The 19,704-nt window shown below is 51.5% G+C and carries 21 protein-coding genes; 12 read left to right on the top strand and 9 right to left on the bottom strand.

Annotation, left to right across the window (positions count from 1 at the left end):
• Window position 1 precedes the first annotated feature (1 nt).
• Genes RIN69_RS03915 through RIN69_RS03870 form a run of 10 tightly spaced genes read left to right on the top strand, consistent with a single transcriptional unit; the run spans window position 2 to window position 8,231 of the window.
• The gene (locus RIN69_RS03915) at window positions 2–1,171 is read left to right on the top strand and encodes a type II secretion system F family protein (RefSeq protein ID WP_313855706.1); all 1,170 of its coding nucleotides are present in this window, start codon (window positions 2–4) and stop codon (window positions 1,169–1,171) included.
• Window positions 1,171–2,808: a GspE/PulE family protein gene (locus RIN69_RS03910; protein WP_313855704.1), complete on the top strand. Its 1,638-nt coding sequence runs from the start codon at window positions 1,171–1,173 to the stop codon at window positions 2,806–2,808. Before RIN69_RS03915 ends, RIN69_RS03910 begins: the two co-directional genes overlap by 1 nt.
• The gene (locus tag RIN69_RS03905; RefSeq protein ID WP_313855703.1) at window positions 2,789–3,490 is read left to right on the top strand and encodes a hypothetical protein; all 702 of its coding nucleotides are present in this window, start codon (window positions 2,789–2,791) and stop codon (window positions 3,488–3,490) included. The genes RIN69_RS03910 and RIN69_RS03905 overlap by 20 nt, the downstream gene beginning before the upstream one ends.
• Window positions 3,480–3,974 carry a hypothetical protein gene (locus RIN69_RS03900; RefSeq protein ID WP_313855702.1) on the top strand — a complete coding sequence of 165 codons (495 nt, stop codon included), beginning with the start codon at window positions 3,480–3,482 and terminating at the stop codon, window positions 3,972–3,974. Before RIN69_RS03905 ends, RIN69_RS03900 begins: the two co-directional genes overlap by 11 nt.
• A complete protein-coding gene (locus RIN69_RS03895; protein ID WP_313855701.1) occupies window positions 3,964–4,518 on the top strand; it encodes a hypothetical protein in 555 nt (184 codons plus the stop codon). The genes RIN69_RS03900 and RIN69_RS03895 overlap by 11 nt, the downstream gene beginning before the upstream one ends.
• Complete coding sequence (locus RIN69_RS03890; RefSeq protein WP_313855700.1) at window positions 4,515–5,027, top strand: hypothetical protein; 513 nt, start codon at window positions 4,515–4,517, stop codon at window positions 5,025–5,027. Before RIN69_RS03895 ends, RIN69_RS03890 begins: the two co-directional genes overlap by 4 nt.
• A gap of 2 nt (window positions 5,028–5,029) precedes the next feature.
• Entirely contained in the window at window positions 5,030–6,916 is a 1,887-nt protein-coding gene (locus tag RIN69_RS03885; RefSeq protein WP_313855699.1) for a secretin N-terminal domain-containing protein, read from the top strand.
• A complete protein-coding gene (locus tag RIN69_RS03880) occupies window positions 6,913–7,392 on the top strand; it encodes a type II secretion system protein (protein ID WP_313855697.1) in 480 nt (159 codons plus the stop codon). The genes RIN69_RS03885 and RIN69_RS03880 overlap by 4 nt, the downstream gene beginning before the upstream one ends.
• The gene (locus tag RIN69_RS03875) at window positions 7,379–7,747 is read left to right on the top strand and encodes a type II secretion system protein (RefSeq protein ID WP_313855696.1); all 369 of its coding nucleotides are present in this window, start codon (window positions 7,379–7,381) and stop codon (window positions 7,745–7,747) included. The genes RIN69_RS03880 and RIN69_RS03875 overlap by 14 nt, the downstream gene beginning before the upstream one ends.
• Window positions 7,734–8,231, top strand: coding sequence for a hypothetical protein (locus RIN69_RS03870; protein WP_313855695.1), 498 nt, complete (start codon window positions 7,734–7,736; stop codon window positions 8,229–8,231). The genes RIN69_RS03875 and RIN69_RS03870 overlap by 14 nt, the downstream gene beginning before the upstream one ends.
• A 4-nt stretch (window positions 8,232–8,235) precedes the next feature.
• On the opposite strand, the gene RIN69_RS03865 is transcribed toward RIN69_RS03870, so the two are convergent.
• Complete coding sequence (locus tag RIN69_RS03865) at window positions 8,236–8,511, bottom strand: LysR family transcriptional regulator (RefSeq protein WP_313855694.1); 276 nt, start codon at window positions 8,509–8,511, stop codon at window positions 8,236–8,238.
• Window positions 8,512–8,752: 241 nt separating this feature from the next.
• Between RIN69_RS03865 and RIN69_RS03860 the strand changes: the two genes are divergently transcribed.
• Window positions 8,753–9,442, top strand: coding sequence for a response regulator transcription factor (locus RIN69_RS03860; protein ID WP_313855692.1), 690 nt, complete (start codon window positions 8,753–8,755; stop codon window positions 9,440–9,442).
• 107 nt (window positions 9,443–9,549) lie between these two features.
• Here the strand turns inward: RIN69_RS03860 and RIN69_RS03855 are convergent, their stop codons facing one another.
• The 7 genes from RIN69_RS03855 to RIN69_RS03825 all read right to left on the bottom strand — a co-directional run bounded on the left by RIN69_RS03855 (window position 9,550) and on the right by RIN69_RS03825 (window position 18,033).
• Complete coding sequence (locus RIN69_RS03855) at window positions 9,550–9,741, bottom strand: hypothetical protein (RefSeq protein ID WP_313855690.1); 192 nt, start codon at window positions 9,739–9,741, stop codon at window positions 9,550–9,552.
• 267 nt (window positions 9,742–10,008) lie between these two features.
• A complete protein-coding gene (locus tag RIN69_RS03850; RefSeq protein WP_313855688.1) occupies window positions 10,009–11,580 on the bottom strand; it encodes a sensor histidine kinase in 1,572 nt (523 codons plus the stop codon).
• Window positions 11,581–11,637: 57 nt separating this feature from the next.
• The gene (locus RIN69_RS03845; protein WP_313855687.1) at window positions 11,638–13,626 is read right to left on the bottom strand and encodes a transporter substrate-binding domain-containing protein; all 1,989 of its coding nucleotides are present in this window, start codon (window positions 13,624–13,626) and stop codon (window positions 11,638–11,640) included.
• 2 nt (window positions 13,627–13,628) lie between these two features.
• Window positions 13,629–14,255 (bottom strand): response regulator, encoded by a 627-nt coding sequence (locus RIN69_RS03840; protein ID WP_313855685.1) that lies wholly within the window; start codon window positions 14,253–14,255, stop codon window positions 13,629–13,631.
• A complete protein-coding gene (locus RIN69_RS03835) occupies window positions 14,252–15,499 on the bottom strand; it encodes an MASE1 domain-containing protein (RefSeq protein WP_313855683.1) in 1,248 nt (415 codons plus the stop codon). Before RIN69_RS03835 ends, RIN69_RS03840 begins: the two co-directional genes overlap by 4 nt.
• Before the next feature lie 185 nt (window positions 15,500–15,684).
• A complete protein-coding gene (locus RIN69_RS03830) occupies window positions 15,685–17,571 on the bottom strand; it encodes a PhoX family protein (protein ID WP_313855681.1) in 1,887 nt (628 codons plus the stop codon).
• A gap of 165 nt (window positions 17,572–17,736) precedes the next feature.
• Window positions 17,737–18,033: a hypothetical protein gene (locus RIN69_RS03825; protein WP_313855680.1), complete on the bottom strand. Its 297-nt coding sequence runs from the start codon at window positions 18,031–18,033 to the stop codon at window positions 17,737–17,739.
• 323 nt (window positions 18,034–18,356) lie between these two features.
• On the opposite strand from RIN69_RS03825, the gene RIN69_RS03820 reads away from it, so the two are divergent.
• Window positions 18,357–19,262 (top strand): LysR family transcriptional regulator, encoded by a 906-nt coding sequence (locus RIN69_RS03820; protein ID WP_313855678.1) that lies wholly within the window; start codon window positions 18,357–18,359, stop codon window positions 19,260–19,262.
• A 78-nt stretch (window positions 19,263–19,340) separates the two neighbouring features.
• Here the strand turns inward: RIN69_RS03820 and RIN69_RS03815 are convergent, their stop codons facing one another.
• Window positions 19,341–19,694: a DUF6277 family protein gene (locus RIN69_RS03815; RefSeq protein ID WP_313855677.1), complete on the bottom strand. Its 354-nt coding sequence runs from the start codon at window positions 19,692–19,694 to the stop codon at window positions 19,341–19,343.
• Between the last annotated feature and the right edge of the window lie 10 nt (window positions 19,695–19,704).

Here is a 19,704-nt window from a genome sequence, read left to right as displayed (position 1 = left end):
CATGAAAAACTATCAAATTACTTTATTGCGTAACGGTGTCCGCAGCACGGAGCAGGTGTGTGCCAACAGCGTCGAAGAAGCCAAAGCCCAGCTGGCGCCAGGTGCTCTGGTACTTGAGGCCAAAGCCAGCCGGCTGACGAGACGCGTGCGCCCTTTTCCGCTGACGCTGTTTATCCAGGAGTTAATCGCGCTGCTCGAGGCCGGTCTGGTGATTGTCGAAGCGATTGAAGCACTGTGTGAAAGCAGCGCTGATGCAGAACAGCGCCGGGTATTAGGGGAAATCCTGAAAGAACTTTATCGCGGTCAGCAGCTTTCTCAGGCGCTTGTCGCCCAGCCGCTGTTGTTCCCGCCATTACTGGTCAGCACCGTAGCGTCGTCAGAACAGACCGGACAGCTGCCCGTCGCGCTCGGGCGTTTCCTGCATTACGAAAAGCGTATGGAAACCTTGCGTAAGCGCATTCGTAGCACCCTGCTCTATCCCTGCGTGGTGATCAGCGTCGGCTGCCTGATCCTGTTCTTTTTGCTCGGCTTTATTATCCCGCGCTTCGCCGTGGTGTTCACCGGCATGAAAGACCTGACGGGCAGCGCGCAGTTTATCGTCTGGTGGGGGCACCTGACGCAGAACTATGGCGCGTTATTAATGATGCTGACCGCCGCTGCGGTCGTGCTGCTGATCGCCGCCGTGCGCAGCAAAAGCCTGCGGCAGTCCGCTTTAAACCAGCTGATGCGCGTGCCACAGCTTAAACAACAATATCAGCTGGCGATACTGGTGCGCTTCTACCGCACCCTTGGCCTGCTGTTGCAGGGCGGAATGGCCGCCGTCGAAGCGCTGCAACTGACCGGCAGCCTGCTACCGAATTCGTATCAGCCACGGCTACAGCAGGCACTGATGGATGTGCAGGCGGGCAAGGCGCTTTCGCACTGCCTGGAAACTCAGGGGCTGACCACTCCGGTCGCCAGTAGGCTATTGGTGGTCGGTGAACGCAGTGGTGAATTGCCCGCCATGTGCGAACGCATCGCGGCGTTTTATGACGAAAACCTCGAACGTGCCATCGAAACCTTCAGCAAGGTGTTTGAACCGATCCTGATGCTGATCGTCGGTGGACTGGTCGGCCTGGTGGTATTTCTGCTGTATATGCCGATTTTTGAAATGGCCGGAGGATTAGCCTGATGACTCAACTAACACATCATGCCGACAGCGCATCCTCGCCATGGTTAACCATGACGCCGGAGCAACGAACCGACTGGCTGGAACAGCTGCTGACATCGCAGCCTGAACAGCTGACAACGCTCGCCGCTGAACTGGGTTTATACCCGTTATCACAGCAGCAGCTGGTTGAGGCCGGGCAGGATTTCTCTCGTATCTCGCTGCCGCAGGCGCTGTCACGCCGCCTGTTGCCAATTACGCTGGACGGAAAAAGCTGGTTGCTGATGGCCGATCCGTTTTCACTGACGCAGCGTCAGTGGGCGCAGCGTTACAGCGATCGCATCGCGCTTTGTCGTCCGGGCTGGGTGAATGAGCAGTTGGATCAGCTGTCGCGCCAGCAGCGCACCATGGATCACCTCGAACCGCAGGATTTTGACGGCCAGACGGAAGAAACGGCGCTGGTGATCTCGCTGCTTAGCCTGTCCGAGGAGCAAAGCCCGGTGATTAAACTGGTCAACTCCACGCTGTACGACGCACTTCAAAGCCGTGCCAGTGATATCCATCTGGAGAGCGTACCCGATGGGCTGGTGGTGAAATACCGGATCGATGGCGTACTGCACGCCATTACCCGCTGCAACGGTTCACAGAATGCGGAACAGATCATTTCACGGCTGAAAGTGCTGGGCTGTATGGATATTTCTGAACGCCGCATTCCACAGGATGGACGTTTCAAAGCGCACATTCAGCAGCGCAACGTCGATTTCCGCGTTTCGATCATGCCGAGCATTCACGGCGAGGATGCGGTCTTGCGCGTACTGGATAAATCCCACGACAAAAAACTGCGGCTGGAAACGCTGGGATTCGACGGCCAGACACTGCAGGCGATCCGCAAGCTGACGCAAATCCCACACGGCATGGTACTGGTGACCGGACCGACCGGCAGCGGCAAATCCACCACGCTCTACTCCGCGCTCAGCGAGCTGAACAGCGGTGAAAGCAAGATCATCACCATTGAAGATCCGGTGGAATATCAGCTGGAAGGGGTATTACAAATCCCGGTTAACGATAAAAAAGGGCTGACTTTCGCCCGCGGTCTGCGCGCCATTCTGCGCCATGACCCAGACATTATCCTGGTCGGCGAAATCCGTGACGGTGAGACGGCGGGCATTGCGGTTCAGGCAGCACTGACCGGGCACGTGGTGTTGTCATCGGTACACGCCAATAGCGTGTTCAGCGTGCTGGAACGCTTTATGTATATGCAGGTGGAGCCAGCCAGCCTGATTACGGCACTGAATGGCGTGGTGGCGCAGCGGCTGGTACGCCAGCTGTGCCCGGCGTGTAAACAACCTCATCAACCGACAGCCGAAGAGATTACGCACTGGCAGCTGGATAAACAGCCGTTCAGCCACGCCTGCTGGCACGTTGGCGCAGGTTGTGAGCATTGCCGTCACAGCGGCTACCACGGGCGACTGGCGCTGGCCGAAGTCCTGCATTTTAGCGATGCGATGAAAGAAGCCTTGCTGGCGCGCGCGCCACTGCGCCAGCTGCGCGAACTGGCGATGAAAGAGGGTTTTATCCCGCTGCATCAAATCGCAATTGAAGCCGCCAGCCAGGGCTTCACCACTTTACAGGAGGTCAGGCGTGTTATTTCCCTTCATTAATCACTGGTGCTGCAAGCTCTACCAACACCAGTTGCAGCTATGGTTGGGCGGCAGCCTGCATGCGCAGTGCCAGTGGCAGCCCGACCTGCCGTTGCCAGCCCAGCTGGAGCAGCTGTTCAGCACGCTGCCTGCGGCCCCCGCCTGGCGCGATTCGCTGGAATTTATCGTTGATGCACCACACGTCAGTTACCTGCTGGTTCCCTGGCCACAGGGGATTACGCGGCCACGCGAGCTAAGGCAGTACGCCAGATTATTGCTGGCCGAGCAGCAGGGTGAACAGCATGAGATGAAGGTCAGCTTTCTGCGCAGCAGCTTCGGTGAAGATGCTTTTGCAGCGTTATTGAATAAAACGCTGCTGGTCAGTCTGAAACAGCTGAGCAGCCAGCATCGGCTGCGGCTGATTGGCTGCAGCACGCCATTCAGTAACCTGCTGGCTCGCTGTGGTCGCAGCCTGCCGGAGAACGCGCTGTTTGCCAGCATCGGTGAGCAGCAAAGCAGCTTTGCCTTTCGCTGGCAGCATCGCTGGCACAGTACCTTTACGTTGCGCCTGCCACACAGTGACGAATTACAACAACTGGATACGGCAAATCGCCTGGCAGGATTGCCACCACTGGAGCGCTATGTGGTGCACAGTGAGACCGCCAGCACCAAGATTGCGGCAGAGAATAATCGTGATGACTAACCACCAGTTTATATCCCGCCGGGCAATGCCGGTTAATGCGGCGTTACTGATTGTGCTGATGACTCCGCTGCTGACGGCGATTTTCTTCAGCCATCAGCAGCAAAACCAACTGCAGACAGAGCTGGCCGCAGAGATGCAGAAGTTGAATGCGCACAGTCAGGCCGCGGAGGTCATTCTGGCCAGGCAGCGGGCTTACGCCAGCCAGCCCCAGCAGCAAGAACCGCAGCAGTTGGCCGGGCTGGCGCTTATTGGTCAGGCCCTGAGCAAAGATATTGCGCTGATGTCGCTGCAAGTGGATGCACGTCAACAGCAGATGCGGGTGGAAGTGGTCGCCCATTCGCTGGACTCGTTGCTGGATTTCGTCTCGCGCTTACAAGACACCAGAGCCAGGGTTGGCCTGGAACATCATCACACCGAAACCAGCCTGACCGAACCATGGAAGATACGCGCCACGCTCAATCTGGAGTATTCCCATGCGTCTTAATGCTGGCACGCTGCCTTCGATGAAAGATCTGCTGCCGCGCCTGCGCTGGTGGGCCGGTAAGAGTTATGAAATGTTCGGCCCGCTGCCATTGTTAATCGTCGGATTATGGCTGGTACTGCTGATGTATTTATGCGCCCAGCTGCGCCCGGAGCTGCATGCAAATAGCCTGCGCCTGCAATCCGTGCATCAGCAGCTTGCTGTGCCGCTGCCCGTCAGTACGCCGGAGGAGGAAGAAGCGCTGAGCTCGCTGAGCGTTAAAGAGTATCAGCAGGTCAAGGCGCTGTTTGCCATTCTGAAAAAACACGGTCTTGAAGCACGTGAGAGTCGTTACCAGCTGCTCTCTGACAGTAATGATTCAAAGAGTGAGCAGATGATCCTCGATATTCCGTTAACCGGCGACTATCCGCGCTTACAAGCCGCGCTGCGTGAGATGTCAGGCACGCTGCCGTTGCAGTTTGAATCGCTGGCGATGGCGCGGACTTCCCCCGCCAGCACTCAGCTGACGATGTCGCTGCGCGTCACATTAACCGGAGAAGGCCGATGAAGCTGCCGCGTTACCTACAGGTGATGCTGCTGCTGACCGCGGTCATCAGCCTGTGGAGTGCACTGAGTGGCGATGCTCAGGAAGAAGAAAGTCTGTTGACGGTAAGCCAGCCCCATCCGGTGCGTGATATCCCGACGACTCCCGCGCCGCCCGCGATCGCCGGCAATGCGTCTGATGACCTGTTTCCTTATCAGGGTAACCCCGTCGAGCCTGCTTCTGCACCCGCCACCGCCAGGCCAGAAAAGCCACGCGCACCACAGCTTCCTTTTAAGGTGGTCGGTGCCTGGTGGAGCAATAACCAGCGCCTGCTGGTGCTGACTGATGGCCGCGAAAGCTGGATTGTCTGTCGACAGTGCAAATTGCAGGAGAGCATCCGCCCCGGCGACAAGCTGGATAACAACTGGCAGTTGATGGAAATCGCGACAGATTCGCTGACGTTCCGCTGGCTGCCGCTAAAAAACGACCAGCATTTATCGCTGGATGATATGAAATCGAAACCAGAATTCTGATTATGTTTATTAAAAAAAATCTCTCAGTGGTCATCGGACTGCTGCTGCTGGCAGGCTGCGCTTCAGACACTCGCGATCACGATGCCGCCCGGGTGCAAAACCAACAACAACAGTTAGTCACCTCGCTGGATAAGCTGAAAAAACAGCGTCAGGTCGCTCCTGATGATATGGCGCTGAAGAGCCGCGAACAGCTGGAAAGTAACCAGCTGGTCGATCTGTATATGAAACAAGCTGAACGTGCCGTTGGCGAAAACAATTACCAGGAAGCATCACGTCTGTGGCACACCGCGCTGGAGTATCAACCCGGTAATATGCGCGCTCAGCAAGGAATACGCCGCATTAACAATTATCGCTCTCTGGACGTGATGTACCAGCAGGCCAGCAAGCTGTCGGCTGATAATCCGGAAGCGGCGCTGGAAAAAATCCGCAAAGTGCTGGAGGAAGAGCCGGGCTGGCCACAGGCCGTCGCGCTGCGCGACCATCTGCTACGCCGACTCTCTTCCAGCTCAATGCCGTCGCAACGTATGCATGTGGAACTGCAAAAGCCAGTATCACTTAACTTTCGCTCCCATAATCTGATGGAGATCTTTGCCACCATTTCCAAAATTACAGGCGTGAACTTTATCTTTGATAATGACGTTACCCGCAGTATTACCACCAGCATTATTGCCAATAACACCACCGCTGAAGATGCAATCAACTTACTGCTGATCTCCAATCAACTGCGCAAAAAAGTGCTGAACAGTAATACCCTGCTGATCTATCCGGCCAGCCAAAGCAAAGAGAAGTTGTACCGCGATATGATGGTGAAGACCTTCTTCCTTGGTTATGCCAAAGCCAAAGATATCAACGTCGCGCTGCGCAATATTCTGAAACTAAAAGATATTCACGTTGATGAGCGCACCAATACCATCACGGTGCGTAGTCCGCGCGAAAGCATTGAAATGATCGAGCGCTTATTGATGACGCTGGATCGACCAGAAGCAGAAGTGACGCTGGAAGTAGAAGTGCTGGAGATCAGCAGTAGCGACGCCACCAAACTGGGCATTCGTTATCCAGGCGAAGTGGGTATTGGCTTCGGTACGACCGATGCCGGCAATAATATCCCGCTGAATGGCTTTAACCGCGACAATATGTTTATCAATCTCGGGGGGAATCGCGGTATCAAAGTCGACATCAGTAAAATACGCAATAACGCTAAAGTGCTGGCTAACCCGCGAATTCATGTGAAAAACAACAAACCTGCATTGATTGAAATTGGCGAAAAAATGCCGGTATTGACCAATACCACCAATGATGGCGTCACCAATCAGAAAGTGGATTATCAGGACGTTGGCCTGAAACTTAATGTGACGCCGGAGATCAGCCTTGATGGTGAAATCAGTATGGATGTGGAGTTCACACTCAGCAGCCTTGGGCAGTCGCAGGAGAGTAAAGACGGGCTGAAATATTACAGTACCAACAACCGCATGGCGAAAACCATTCTCAGCAGTCTTGATGGCGAAACCCAAATGCTGGCCGGTTTGATCAGAGAGGATCAAAAAGATGAGAAAAGCGGCCTGCCATGGCTAAGCGATATTCCCCTGATTGGTTCGCTGTTCAGAACCTCGGATAAAGAGAGTAAACGAACGGAAGTGGTACTGCTGATTACGCCGCGTATTGCCCGCAACATTGATCTGCCAGGCGCGCATGTCAGCGCCATTGCGGTCGGCACCGAAGATCTACCGGGTGAGCAGGATATGCGTCTGCGAGCACCGGGCCGTATTCAGGTCGGCAGAGAAGCGTTTATTGCGCCACAGCTGGTGCCACCGGCGCATTTCCCTGAACAGCGCGGTGCATTGCCGTCACCGAATCCGGCGGCTGAACCTCTGCCGGAACTGACCAGATGAAGCGGATCAGGCAGCAGGGTTTTACCCTGATTGAGATGATGGTAACCCTAAGCCTGCTGGCGACGCTGGCTGCCGCCTCACTGCCGCTGCTCGAAAAACAGGGTCAGCGGCATAAAGAGGAGCAGCTACAAACGGCACTGCGACAAATACGTCAGGCGCTGGATGACTACCAGCGCGCGGCGATTGAAGGGCGAATAGAAAAAAAAGCCGACGAGCCTGGCTATCCAAAAAACCTTAAAGCGCTAACCGAGGGGGTGGTCGATAAAACCTCACCGAATAAACGCAAAATCTATTTTATGCGACGCCTGCCGCGCGATCCGATGTGTGATTGTGAAGGCAAAGCGGACGAGGAGACCTGGCGCGTGCGCAGCAGTACTAATGATGCCGGTAATTTTTCTCCAGGCAGCGATATTTACGACGTTGTCTCATCCAGCCAGGCTTATGGACTGAATGGAGTGCCTTATGCGCAATGGTGAAAAAGGCTTTACCCTGATTGAACTGCTGGTGGTGATGGCAATTATCGCCACGCTGATGACGCTGGTGGCACCGCGCTACTTTCAGCAAACCGTACGGGCAAAAGAGGTGGTGTTAAAGCACAATCTGAACACCCTGCGTCTGTCTATTGATCAGTTCCGTCGCGACAATATCAACAGCCCAACCACGCTGGAAGAGATGATAGACAAGGGATATCTGCGCCAGCTGCCGCTCGATCCGATTACCGATAAAAATAACAGCTGGAAAACTCAACAAGATGAGCACGGTCAGATTATTGATGTTCATAGCGGTTCCGAAAAGAAATCGCTGGAAGGCAGCGCTTATGCCGACTGGTAATCATCAGGCTGGATTCAGCTATCTGCTGTTGCTGGCCTGGCTGAGTATACTGGCTCTGATGCTGCTGCGCAGTCAGGATCATCTGCGCACCGAATGGCGTCAGGAACGAGAGGCACAGCTACTGTTTGCTGGCGATCAGATTCGTGAAGCCATCCAGAAATATCGGGATAACCCCGCCGGGAATAGATGCTTCCCATTAAATATTCAGCAATTGCTGAGCGATCGCCGCTTCACGCCCCATCGTTATCTGCTGCGCCAGCACTATCGGGATCCGTTCAGTCAGAAAGGCGACTGGGGAATGATCTATGATGATAAAGGACGCTGGACTGGGGTTTACAGTAAAGGTGCTGGAAAACCGATTAAGAAAGAAGGATTTGCGCATATTTATCAGAACTTTAAAAAAGCGAGCAGCTATGCTGAGTGGCAATTCAAAGTTGATGAAGATGCGAATGCGCCACTACCTGCTAACTGCATTACCCCATAACACCTTACTTATTATCAGTAGCTTTATTGCTAAATGCATCATCCAACTGCATTTTCACCTCACGCAGTGCCAGTGCATGTTGATAAAATATTTCCCCTTTAGGCGTTGGAACGCAAGGGCGACGGCGTAATACCAGTTTCTCGCCGACTTCACTTTCCAGTGAGCTTAAGCGTAATGATACCGCAGAAGGGGTGATATACAGCCGCTTGGCCGCCTCTTCAAAACTTCCCGTCTCAACCACCATCAGAAATGTATTAATTTTTTTAAAGCCCGCTCTCATCACTTTTACCTGAATTGTATTAAAATATATTGTGGACCCACAGCGAGACGAAGTTTAATCGCAACCCTCACCACAATTAAATCTGACCAGTCAGAAAATGCAGAATTATCCGTAGCAATAACTTAAAATTAATAAAATGAGTTTTTCTTATTCAGAAAGAATTTTCTCCCTGAAAGCGAGATAACTGGTTACTATCCGGCCAACTTGATTTTTAGTCTGAAAACATTCGGGGATATATTCAATGAATCTAAACATTATAATTGCACACGAGCATAAGCTGTTCCGCAGTGGTATTAAGTCACTGATTGAAAACATGACCAGCAAAAAGCTGTCATCGAGTAAAGAGTATTCTTGTTATAATATTATAAATGATGTTTCCACACCAGGAGAACTGGTCGCGAATCTGACGAATAACAGTGTCGATATTCTGTTATTAGGCTATTCATTGCAAACCGATGAAAGTAAAAATAGCCCTATCGCCACAATGGATGGCTATAATCTGGTGAAGTGGTTACGTAACAAATATCCTAAACTGAAGATTGTGGTCATGTCACCACACCGTCATGCCAGCCTGGTGAGAATGATGCTGGCAGCGGGCGTTTCAGGTTATATCAGTATGGATATCTGTGACAGAACACTGGAGCGGGTATTGAGCACCGTGCTGAATAACGAAGTTTATGTAGAAAATGACCTGATGTGCAGCTTACTTAACTCGCACAATAATACTAACGAAATCACGCCTAAAGAGTTAGAGGTATTACGATTGCTGTGTAAAGGTTTAAGCCTGACGAAGATTGCCGGGCGGATGAACCTCAGCATTAAGACCGTCAGCGCACATAAACTCAGAGCGATGGATAAACTGGATGTAGACAATGACTGTCAGCTCTATTTCCTGTTGAGCCGATCCAGCCTGTTCGATATCAGATTGTAATGCTTAATTCATTGATTTCGCCATCTTCTTCTGCGGATTATCCCAGGTTGAGATTACCGACTGGCTTAGTACCGGGCGGTAATCTCCGATGGCAGCAATTAAATAAATTAATCAGTGCTTTCATCATCAGCAATGGCGGCACCCTCACAATCATGTGCTTTTTCCGCTGGCTTTACCTCAGGATTTTGCGAAACTTCTGCGGCTTCGTCACTCTGATGATCGTGACCTTCATGGGCAAATGAAGGGACAGAGAACAGCGCTGACATCATCACGGCTAATGCAATAATCTTAGTTTTCATAATTAGTCTCTCGTAAATAAATATCGGTAAACGCATCGTTTAATGCCGGATAAAAATGACTTTAGCTTAATGCTAACTTATTAATAATGAGTCACGCTGCGATCCACAACAAGAAGATAATTCTGGTTGAATTTAAGAAATAACGTAATAAGACTCAGTAAACAGAGAGCCAACGCTGGATTATTTAAATAGCAAAATGGTTTCAAAAATGATTTTTAAAAGCAGCCAACTGATTAACAGCTGGCTGCAGAAACAGGTCAAAAAAATTCAACGCGGTTCCTCACTATTTATAGATAACAGGCGCTGCTTAATCAGCTGAATCATAATAGCCGTGTATTTCTCCAGAGCCTCTATTGTTTGCCGATCGAAACGCTGAGTTTTCTCAATACGCAAACACACGCGCATTCCCGGATAATAGGGCAGCAAAGCAAAGGCGGCATGCAGACGATGCGCGTAATGAGCCAGCTGCGATACATGGTCACCATCACGGTTTTTTATTATTCCCTCAAGATCCTGCTCCATTCCTTGTAATAAAGAGGTGAGCAACGCTTGCTCCTGCTGAACATCCGCCTGAGCCAGCGCCTGTATTTCAGCAAACGGCTCAGTTGCTACACCCCTGCTGCTTATTTGTTGCCAGACTTGCGTAATACCGTTCAGCAACGTAGTTTGCGAAAGCGGTTTAATCAGCACCTCATCCATTCCGGCTTCGAGACAGCGATCGCGCTCGGTGGCAAAGGCATTCGCTGTACAACCAATAATGGCATAAGGTGGCAACTGATGACGCTGCTGGTGCTGGCGTAAATGGGCCGTCAGCCTGTAACCATCCATTCCCTGCATCTGGCAGTCAGTCAGCACCACGTCGTAATAGTGCTGCTCCACTTCCTGCAAAGCCTCGTCGCCACTGCCCACCAGCTCAACATAATGATCGGAAGTCGCAAATTGCAGCGCCAGCACTTGCAGATTAACCGCTAAATCATCTACCACCAGAATATTTAATGACTCCTCTTCCATCGTAGCGTCAGCCGCTCCCTGCGCAGGCGGGATTAACAGTTGAGTCGCCGCTCTTTTCAGCATCAATTCCACCGTTACCCTGACTCCGCCGCTTTCGCTGCCGCACAGCTGTAAGGTTCCCCCCATCAGCGCGATCAGTTTTGCGGAGATCGGTAAACCCAACCCGGTGCCCGGTACGCCCTGCGCCGTTTCAACTCTGACATAGGGTTGTAATACCGCCTGATACATATCCGGGGGAATGCCACAGCCGCTGTCCTCAATCTCAATCGTTATCCGGTCGCGCGGATCGTTGGCGCGATAGTGGATAGCCGCCCGCAACTGTATTTTTCCATTCGCGGTGAATTTTATTGCGTTGAGCAACAGGTTATTGATGACCTGGCTCAGGCGAATACTGTCCAGCCAGTGCAGCGCGCTCTGCGGTATGCTGACCGCGGTTAACAGCTCCAGCCCTTTATCTTCCGCACTGATGCGAAACGTCGCGGCACAATTTTCCAGTAACTGCGTCAGGCTGGCTGGCTGAAGCGTAATGTCGATATTGCCTGCTTCGATTTTGGAGAAATCCAGCACATCGCCAATAATGCCCTGCAGGGAATCTGCTGCCTGCCAGGCAATATGCAATGGAGCATCGCTCTCCCGCTGCTGTTTTACCGCCAGCTCGAGAATACCAATAATCGCATGCAGCGGCGTGCGGATTTCATGGCTCATCCGCGCCAGAAACTCCGACTTCTCGTGGCTGGCCTGCTCGGCTTTGTCACGTGCCAGGCGAAGTTCACGCGCCAGTGATTTACGCTCGGTCACATCAAACCAGCCGCCCATCACACCCAGCATAACGCCCTCGGTATTTCGATATCCCTCAAACCACAGATAACCTTCGCGCTCCTCGCCCTACAAAAACACCCGGCGGTCGGAAAAATGCGGCATTTCGCCGGAAAGACAGCGCAGAAAAATACCGCGGATATCTTGCTCATCGGCCGGTGATAAAAAACGAAGAGAAAACAGATTGCTGCCGACAATGTCCGGTGGCGTTTTTCCCATCACGCGGCAGAACCAGAGATTTGCTGCCGTCACCGTCATATCTGGCGCGCAGACAAACATCGGCGTCGGCACGTTATTAAATAAGGTCTCCCACCAGGCCAACAGCTCCTGTAAGCGGCGATCGGCTTTTTTGCGCAGTCCGATCTGACGCGCCAGATAGGTTCCCCAGAATACTGAACTGAGCGCAATCACGCACAGTGCTCCACCCCATACGATTATCCACGGCGAAATCATGGTGTTATAAGAAGCCAGATTCGCCACTGAAAACCAATGCATACGCAAAGCACGTATTTCATTCGGTGCCACGACATGCAGGCTTTTATTCAAAATTTCAGTCAGTTGCGGATAAGCCGGCAACACGGCGAATCGTTCTGGTTGAAAGGCATTATCCAGCGGCTGAACGGCGATGCGGCTGCCATAGCGGCTGGACTGCAGATAATTAGCGCTACCGATACTGGCAAAAGTGGCATCCACTGCCCCAGCCAGCATCATATCCACCGCCTCCGGCACGGAAGCCACCTCAACAATCGACAGCGAGGGATAAAGCTGCATTGCCGCCAGCAGCGCATGACCACGCTGGATAGCCACTCGCTTATGAGCCAGTTGCTCCGGAGTAAAGGGGGCGCTGCGCTCGTTACGGGTAATCATCACCCACTCGACGATGCCGTAAGGATCGCTGTATGACAGCCAGCCGCGCCGGTCGGGCGAATCCATCAGTGATGGCGTCATCTGCGCCTTCCCGGCCCGTAGCGCCTGCTCTACGCCCGCCGGCTCGAATGCCGGGATAAAGTTTAGATTCAGGCCACTTTTTTCCGCCACCAGCTGCAAAATATCGACATCCAGGCCGGTTATCTCATCATTTTTATCCAGGAAAGAGTAAGGGGGGATATCAATATCTATCGCCACGTTAATCACCGGATGTTGCTTAATCCAGTCGATCTCCTGCGGCGTAAAAATCGAGGCATCATTGTTAGCGGACTGCGACAGGCCAGAGACCCAGCGCTGATAAATCTCATTTTTAATCGAATGCGGAATATTGGTCAGGATGTCATTTATCACTTCCAACACCCCGTCGCCGCTGCGCCCGACAAAACCGTACAGCAGTTCATCAAGTGCGGGGTCGCGCCGCCAGACCACGCCAGCGACAGGCCGCAGTGCGCTGAACAAGGTAATCTGGCTCTGACCATCAAGATAAGCATCAGCCTGGTCATTGACCACCGACTGAATCGCCAGCGTTGAACTGCGTGCCACTTCCAGGTGGGGATACAGGGTTCGCAGATGCTCAATCACCGTCGGGCTGATATCAGGAGCGGCGAGAATATGCAGGCTGGAAAGTGGCGTAGTCTGATGATTTTTACGCACCATCAGCATCAGTGGCTGCACCAGTAACGGATCGGTTTCATTATCGCGATTCGCCGATTGTAAAAAATCAGACTGGGTCAGCAGTTGAATATCCCCGCGCTGCAACGCCTGATAAGCCTGCTCCCAGCTATTGTACAGCATGGCCTGCACCGGCCTTTTCAGCACCATTTGCAACAGTTGCAGATAATCGGGATAAATGCCTTCCAGTTTGCCGTCCCAGCGCGGCATCTGTAGCGGCGCGGCTGAACAGCAATACATTCCTACTTTCAGCACCGGATACTGCGCCAGCGCGTGGGAACGCGTTTCAGCCAGCGGCAAAAAATCCTGAGTCATATTGGAATAGAGCTCGACCGGACGCCCTTCGATCTGCCCGGGCGCACTGTTATGCGCCGTAAACGGCGGCTCGCTCGCCAGCGTCAGCCCGGACAGCGCCAGCAATAGCCCCAGCCACCACAGACAGCAGACCTTACGCCACATCGTTATTGTCCCAGTCCACACTGGCTGAGATAGAGGTACAGGGCGGCATCATTTTCCAGCCCCAGCTTTCTCATGGCACTCAGCTTTTGCGCGCTGATGGTCTGCTTGGTGCGAAACAGGCGTGCGGCTATCTCATTGACGCTAAGCCCCTGGCCTATCAGCCGTATCACTTCCATCTCCTTCACCGACAGCGCTTTTTCCACCTGAATCAGCGGATCGCTGCGAAACGCGTCGCTCAACCACGGCTGCTCGTCACTCTGCGGACTGTTCAGGCCATCCGCCAGCTCATGTGACAGGCTACTCTTGTTCAGGATGGCTTTTATCCGGTATCCCGCCAGCAGCTCAAGAATCCGCTGGTCGCTTAACATGGTGATCACCACAATGGTCAGATCGGGATATAACTCACGGATCCTGCCGATCATCCGCACACCATCGACCTGATCATCGCCAGGCATATTAAGATCGGTAATCAACATATCGGCCTGGCAGACGCTCAGCTGCTCAAACAGGCTGCTGACATCATGCGCCTCAGCGATCACCGGATATTCCTCTGGCAGTGTGGCCAGCACACCGCGCAATCCCAGCAGAAACACCGGATGGTCATCAGCAATAATCACTCGCGTGCTCATATGTCCCCCTCAGGCGGCAATAATACTTGTAGCGGAAAAATCACGCCTTCAAACCAAAATACCTGCCCTTCCTGACAGGCAACCAGCGCCATACTGCTCTGATGAAACTCGCCATATCGATCGGCCAGCCGTATGGGTAACACCTGAGGTGTCGCGGAAGCGCTATTTTTCAGCTGCTCCACCGCCAGCCGATCGTCCGGATGTAACCAGCCAATAAATTGTTGCCAGCTGACCGGCGCGTGGCCAGACTCCGGCCAGCGGCTTTGGTAAAGCCAGCGCAAATCATCACTGCTGCCCAGCTGAAAACGGTGGTAGCAGCCATGCTGTAACACATTATCCATTAATTGTTCGCGCCAGCGATGCCGTGCCAGCAGCGCAGACTTCTGGCTGACCAGGCTGGCACAAAGGAGCGCCGGTAAACTCAATACGGCGCTGTACCAGGCGGCAACCAACACATCCTCCTGCTGGACAAGCAACATCTGATAAAACGGCCCGTAACCAAACAGTGTTGCGCCAACAGAGATAATCGAGCACAGCGATAAAAAGCCGCTCAGCATCAGCAAATCTCCGCGCATCGCTAATAAAACCGGCAAAGCCAGCGAGAATATCAGCGCCAGATCCTGCCAGCGCAGCGCTTCGTTTAATATGTCAGATGTTCGCCAGAACAGTGCCAGCATTGCCACCAGCATCGACAGCATTATCAGGTAGCCACGGGTATCAATTCTTTCTCTTTTCACCCTGGTAATCAGATAAAAAACAAAAAAGGTCAGAGGTAAGGCGCTGATGACATAACCCACGGTATGAATAACTGAGATCGACTGGTCAATGGGATAATCCAGCAAAAGCAGCGCCCAGGTAGTGACAAAGCGCTCAATAATGCCACTAACAATACACAATATTACCAGCACGATAATGTCACGCTCCCGCACGGGTCGAGCCATCACGCCATAAAAGAATTGCCAGATAAGTGCAGTCACCGTTAACGATAACGCATCAAAAAAGCAGAAAATTAACGACACATTGACCGGGCGGCCATAAAGCTGACTGGCGACCAGATGCACTAAGGCAGAACTCAATAACCAGATCGGCCAGTAACGCGGAGGCAGAGTACAGAGTGTGCCGAGCAGCAGACCGGCCGGGAACCAGACCAGTGACGACAAACTCCAGACGTCCCTGGCCTGCAGGCTCATCATAGCCAGAAAAAAATCGCAGCAGATAAATGCCAGCCAGCCGATTAGCATCATTTTTATTTTCATAAGCTTGCGACTCAAACTTTTACCAGACCTGTTTAGAGAATAATCTGTTTTAAACTAATAAGCTCATTTGAAATATTGAAATTGCAGGAGATAACGTGCGGGGAGGTAGCCGTGGGCTTGAAGTGGATGATTTAAATGGGCGGCAATCGCTCCGCCCAGCAGAAAAAACAGAATTATGCTCCCAGCACACCACCGTCTTTACGCGTCACCATAATCACCGATGAGCGTGGACGTGGGCTGTTATTCGGGAAAGTTGAATCACCCTCTTCCCCTGGGTGCTGAACGTTAACAAACATCGTTTTGTAATCCGGGGTGAAAGCAATGCCGGTCAGCTCGCAAGATTTCGGTCCAACCATAAAGCGGCGAATCTCACCGCTCGCCGGATCGCCTACCAGCATCTGGTTATTCCCCTGCCCCGCGTAATCACCTTGATTACTGTATTTTCCATCGGTCAGAATCCAAAGGCGTCCATCGCGGTCAAAACCGAGCCCGTCAGGACTGTTAAAGGTGTTCTCTGCCGTAATGTTGGGCGTACCGCGATTCACCCCCTGTGGATGAGCAATCGGATTTCCGCACAGCACAAACATATCCCAGTCAAACTGACGCGCAGTGGCATCGCCGTTTTCATCCCAGCGAATGATTTGACCATAAACATTTTTTGGCCGCGGGTTTGCCGGATTGACCGGCATCCCTTCATCGCCACGCTTACTGTTGTTGGTGAGAGTGCAGTAGGCACGGCCATCATGCGGGTTAACCGCAATCCATTCCGGGCGGTCCATCCGCGTCGCATTGACCCGGTCTGCCGCGCCGCGCGCATTAATCAGCACATCGGCCTGGCTGTGAAAACCATTTTCTGCCGTCAGCCCCTGTTTACCGTGGGTCAGCTCCAGCCAGCGGCCACTGCCTTTCAACGGCGTACCCTGCGCATCACCATTAAATTCCGCAACGTACAAGGTGCCGTTATCCAGCAGCGTGCTATTCGCTGTCGGATTGGCGCTGTCGACCACGCCGTCAGAGACAAATTTATAGATATATTCGCCGCGCTCGTCGTCACCCATATACACCACCAGGTGGCCGTTCTTCGCTACCGTAACGGCAGCATTTTCATGCTTAAAGCGTCCCAGCGCGGTTCGCTTGATCGGCGTCGAGGTGGGATCGAGCGGATCGATCTCAACGATCCAGCCATGGCGATTAAATTCGTTGGGATTTTTCGCCATATCAAAACGCGCATCGAAGTCTGCCCAATTACGCTCTGCTTCATTCGGATTCAGCGTGTAACGCTTCTGCGCCGGGGTAACCTGATAGTCACTTTTACTGGTGCCGAAGTAAGTATCGAAGTTCTCTTCGCAGGTCAGATAGGTTCCCCACGGGGTTTTACCGTTGGCACAGTTACCAAACGTACCAAGTACGCGGGTGCCGCTGGGATCGGCAACAGTTTGCAGCGCTTTGTCACCGGCTGCCGGGCCGGAGAAAACCATCGGGGTATTCGCGGTAATACGGCGGTTATAGCGTGACGGGCGCACCACCTGCCAGCGGTTGTCTGCACCGCGTTGAATTTCAACAATCGAGATGCCGTGCGCCGCCTGAGATTTACGGACATCTTCTTCACTGATTGCCTTGCTGCCACCGTGAGCAAACAAGTATTGCTCATTAACATACTCATTATTAATGGCCAGCACACCACGATTTTCATCTACCGGAAAAAAGCTCATACCGTCATTATTATCGCCAAACTGCTTTTCCTGATCGCTGGCGCTATTTTTACCATTCGGATCAAATGCCGCAGCGCCGTTTACCAGCGGATCTCCCCAGGAGATCAATACCTCAGCCTGATAGCCATCGGCAGTCACGATCTTATCGGCAGTTGAAGCAGCGATACCTTTAAAGCCTAATAACTGGCTGCCTGCCGGTTCTCCTTTGGCAAGTGCGTCCGCAGGGAGGCTCCAGACACCACCAGCCAGAAAGCCGGTCAGGCCGATAGCACTAGTGCCCGCCAGCAATTTGCGACGTGCAGGGTCTTTCAAACGATCGACATTTAACTCTTTGATTTTATCGCTCATAACCGTTACTTCCTGTTATTTTTTTCCCAGAGATAACGCATGTTAAAGCGCGAAGATGTCAGTAATGTTTCAGCGGCAACGGCGGCAGGGGGTTCTGGCTTTCAGAGAAATGATCTTCGCTACAGCCTATTAAAACAATATAACTATCAAAGAGTATATTAACGATTATTCGTTATTCTCAATTCGCGATATTGCCTGCCCGCTATAGGCCATTGCCGCCGTCAGGCACTGTATGGCGTTATTATAAGCCGCGCTTTCAGAAGTCAGAGCCAGCGAGTTTTTATCTTCAGCATGAGTAATATCATGAATGGTAAATATATGACTTCCTTCAACACTGAGACCTGAATTGGTCGAAATACTGCACACCACGCGAAAAATTATCGCGCCATTACTATTATCGCGCATAATTTCATTCCACTGATAGTGGACTGTCTTAATTATCGATTCAGAAATATTTTTCATGCTTACCACTTCCATTGGCATACTGAATTTAGTACATTTTAGCTGAAGAGGACATCTTTGAGACAATGAACGCTGGTTAAACACATTTTAACCACGTAGAGAAACGGATAATCCATGTGTATGCGCTGAAAATTTGGTAAATTAATAAAAATAATAGCATTTATATTTAAGTTTCAGCCAGCGCGGTTTCAGCATTAAATACCCCTGAAAGCGTGTAAAATTACGTCCTTAATCATAATAATGATAAAAAGCCTTTTCCTCCAGTATGTACCAAAGGATTACATTCAAAAATTTTATGTATCAACATAAGGATTTGATTTGATATGCCACGCACAGATTTGAATTTGTTAATTGTTCTGGATGCTTTACTGGAGGAGTGCAGCGTCAGTAAAGCAGCAAATAAATTAAATGTCACTCCTCCTGCGATAAGTAAGTCACTGAATAAATTAAGAGAGGCTTTTCAGGACCAAATTCTGGTTCGCTCTGGCTCCTTGTTAATGCTTACGCCCTTAGCCATTGAATTAAAACCACAAATTCATAATCTGATAAAAAATATTGATGCCGTACTCAATCATAACCTCTCGTTTGATGCTGGAAGCTCATCCTTGATGTTCAATATCGTCTCGAACGATTTACTTATCTCACTATTAAATTCTGGATTTCTCGAAGAGATGCAGGATAAAGAACCGAATGTAGTGCTGGATTTCTCCTACGACCACGGTGCCGCTGATTTCTTACGGAAAGATAATATTGATCTCTACATCGGGGAGTCACGTAAGCTCAGCCCGGAGATCAAAATTCGCACCATACACCGGGATAAATGTATCATTGTTGCCAATAAAAATCATGAAATCCTCGGGCTGAATAAAACCCTTGAAAACATAGCCAGTTTTGGATTTATCAGCACGCGCAGTAAACTTAATGATGACGTAGACAACTTATTCACGCTACAAGGCTTTCAGCGTAAAATTGTTGGTATCAATCCCAGCTACTTTTCGACGATCGAAACGGTAATGCGTACCAGTTCACTGGCGGTAGTGCCATTATTCTTTCTCAGTGCGCTGGAGAGTTTTAACATCGATGTGATTGCTTTCGAACCACAAATAACACTACCTGAGGTGAATATCATTCAGGCGTGGCATCCCAGACATGACAACTCACCGCCGCATAAGTGGCTACGTGATAATACGAAAGATTTTCTGCGGAAAAAAGTCAGCGCAGGCGTGTAAAGAAAATGGCAGCCACCTTCACCGGCATCTGAGCTTATCAGATTAACCAGCTCCTCTGAGCTGGTTAATCATCTGATGTTATTTCTTTTGCAAGCTGGAGAAGAAATCCATCGCCCCCTGCGGGAAACTCATTTGTGGTGCTGCTGGATCAGACTGCTTGCCTTCATTATTGTTTTCAGCCGTTTGCTGCGCCGCACTCTGCTGTTGCATATCAGCATTCTGTTGGAAGTTCTGCATAATGCCGCTCATATCAGCCGTGGCTTTACCATTGATATCGGTCATAAGCGCCATCATTTTTTCCATTTCCGCACTGCCGTTTAAATTCATACCCGAAACACCGGACATAAAATTTTGTGACAGGGAACTTTGTGTGGTTTGCGCCATGCTGTTTAAATCAGTCAGCATTGCCAGTAATTTATTAGGATCTAGCATAGGAACTCCA

Origin of the sequence: Winslowiella toletana (assembly GCF_032164335.1) — a bacterium.
GTDB lineage: Bacteria > Pseudomonadota > Gammaproteobacteria > Enterobacterales > Enterobacteriaceae > Erwinia > Erwinia toletana_A.
Note: the sequence above shows the minus strand (reverse complement) of the source record. Positions and strands in the feature narration are given on the sequence as shown.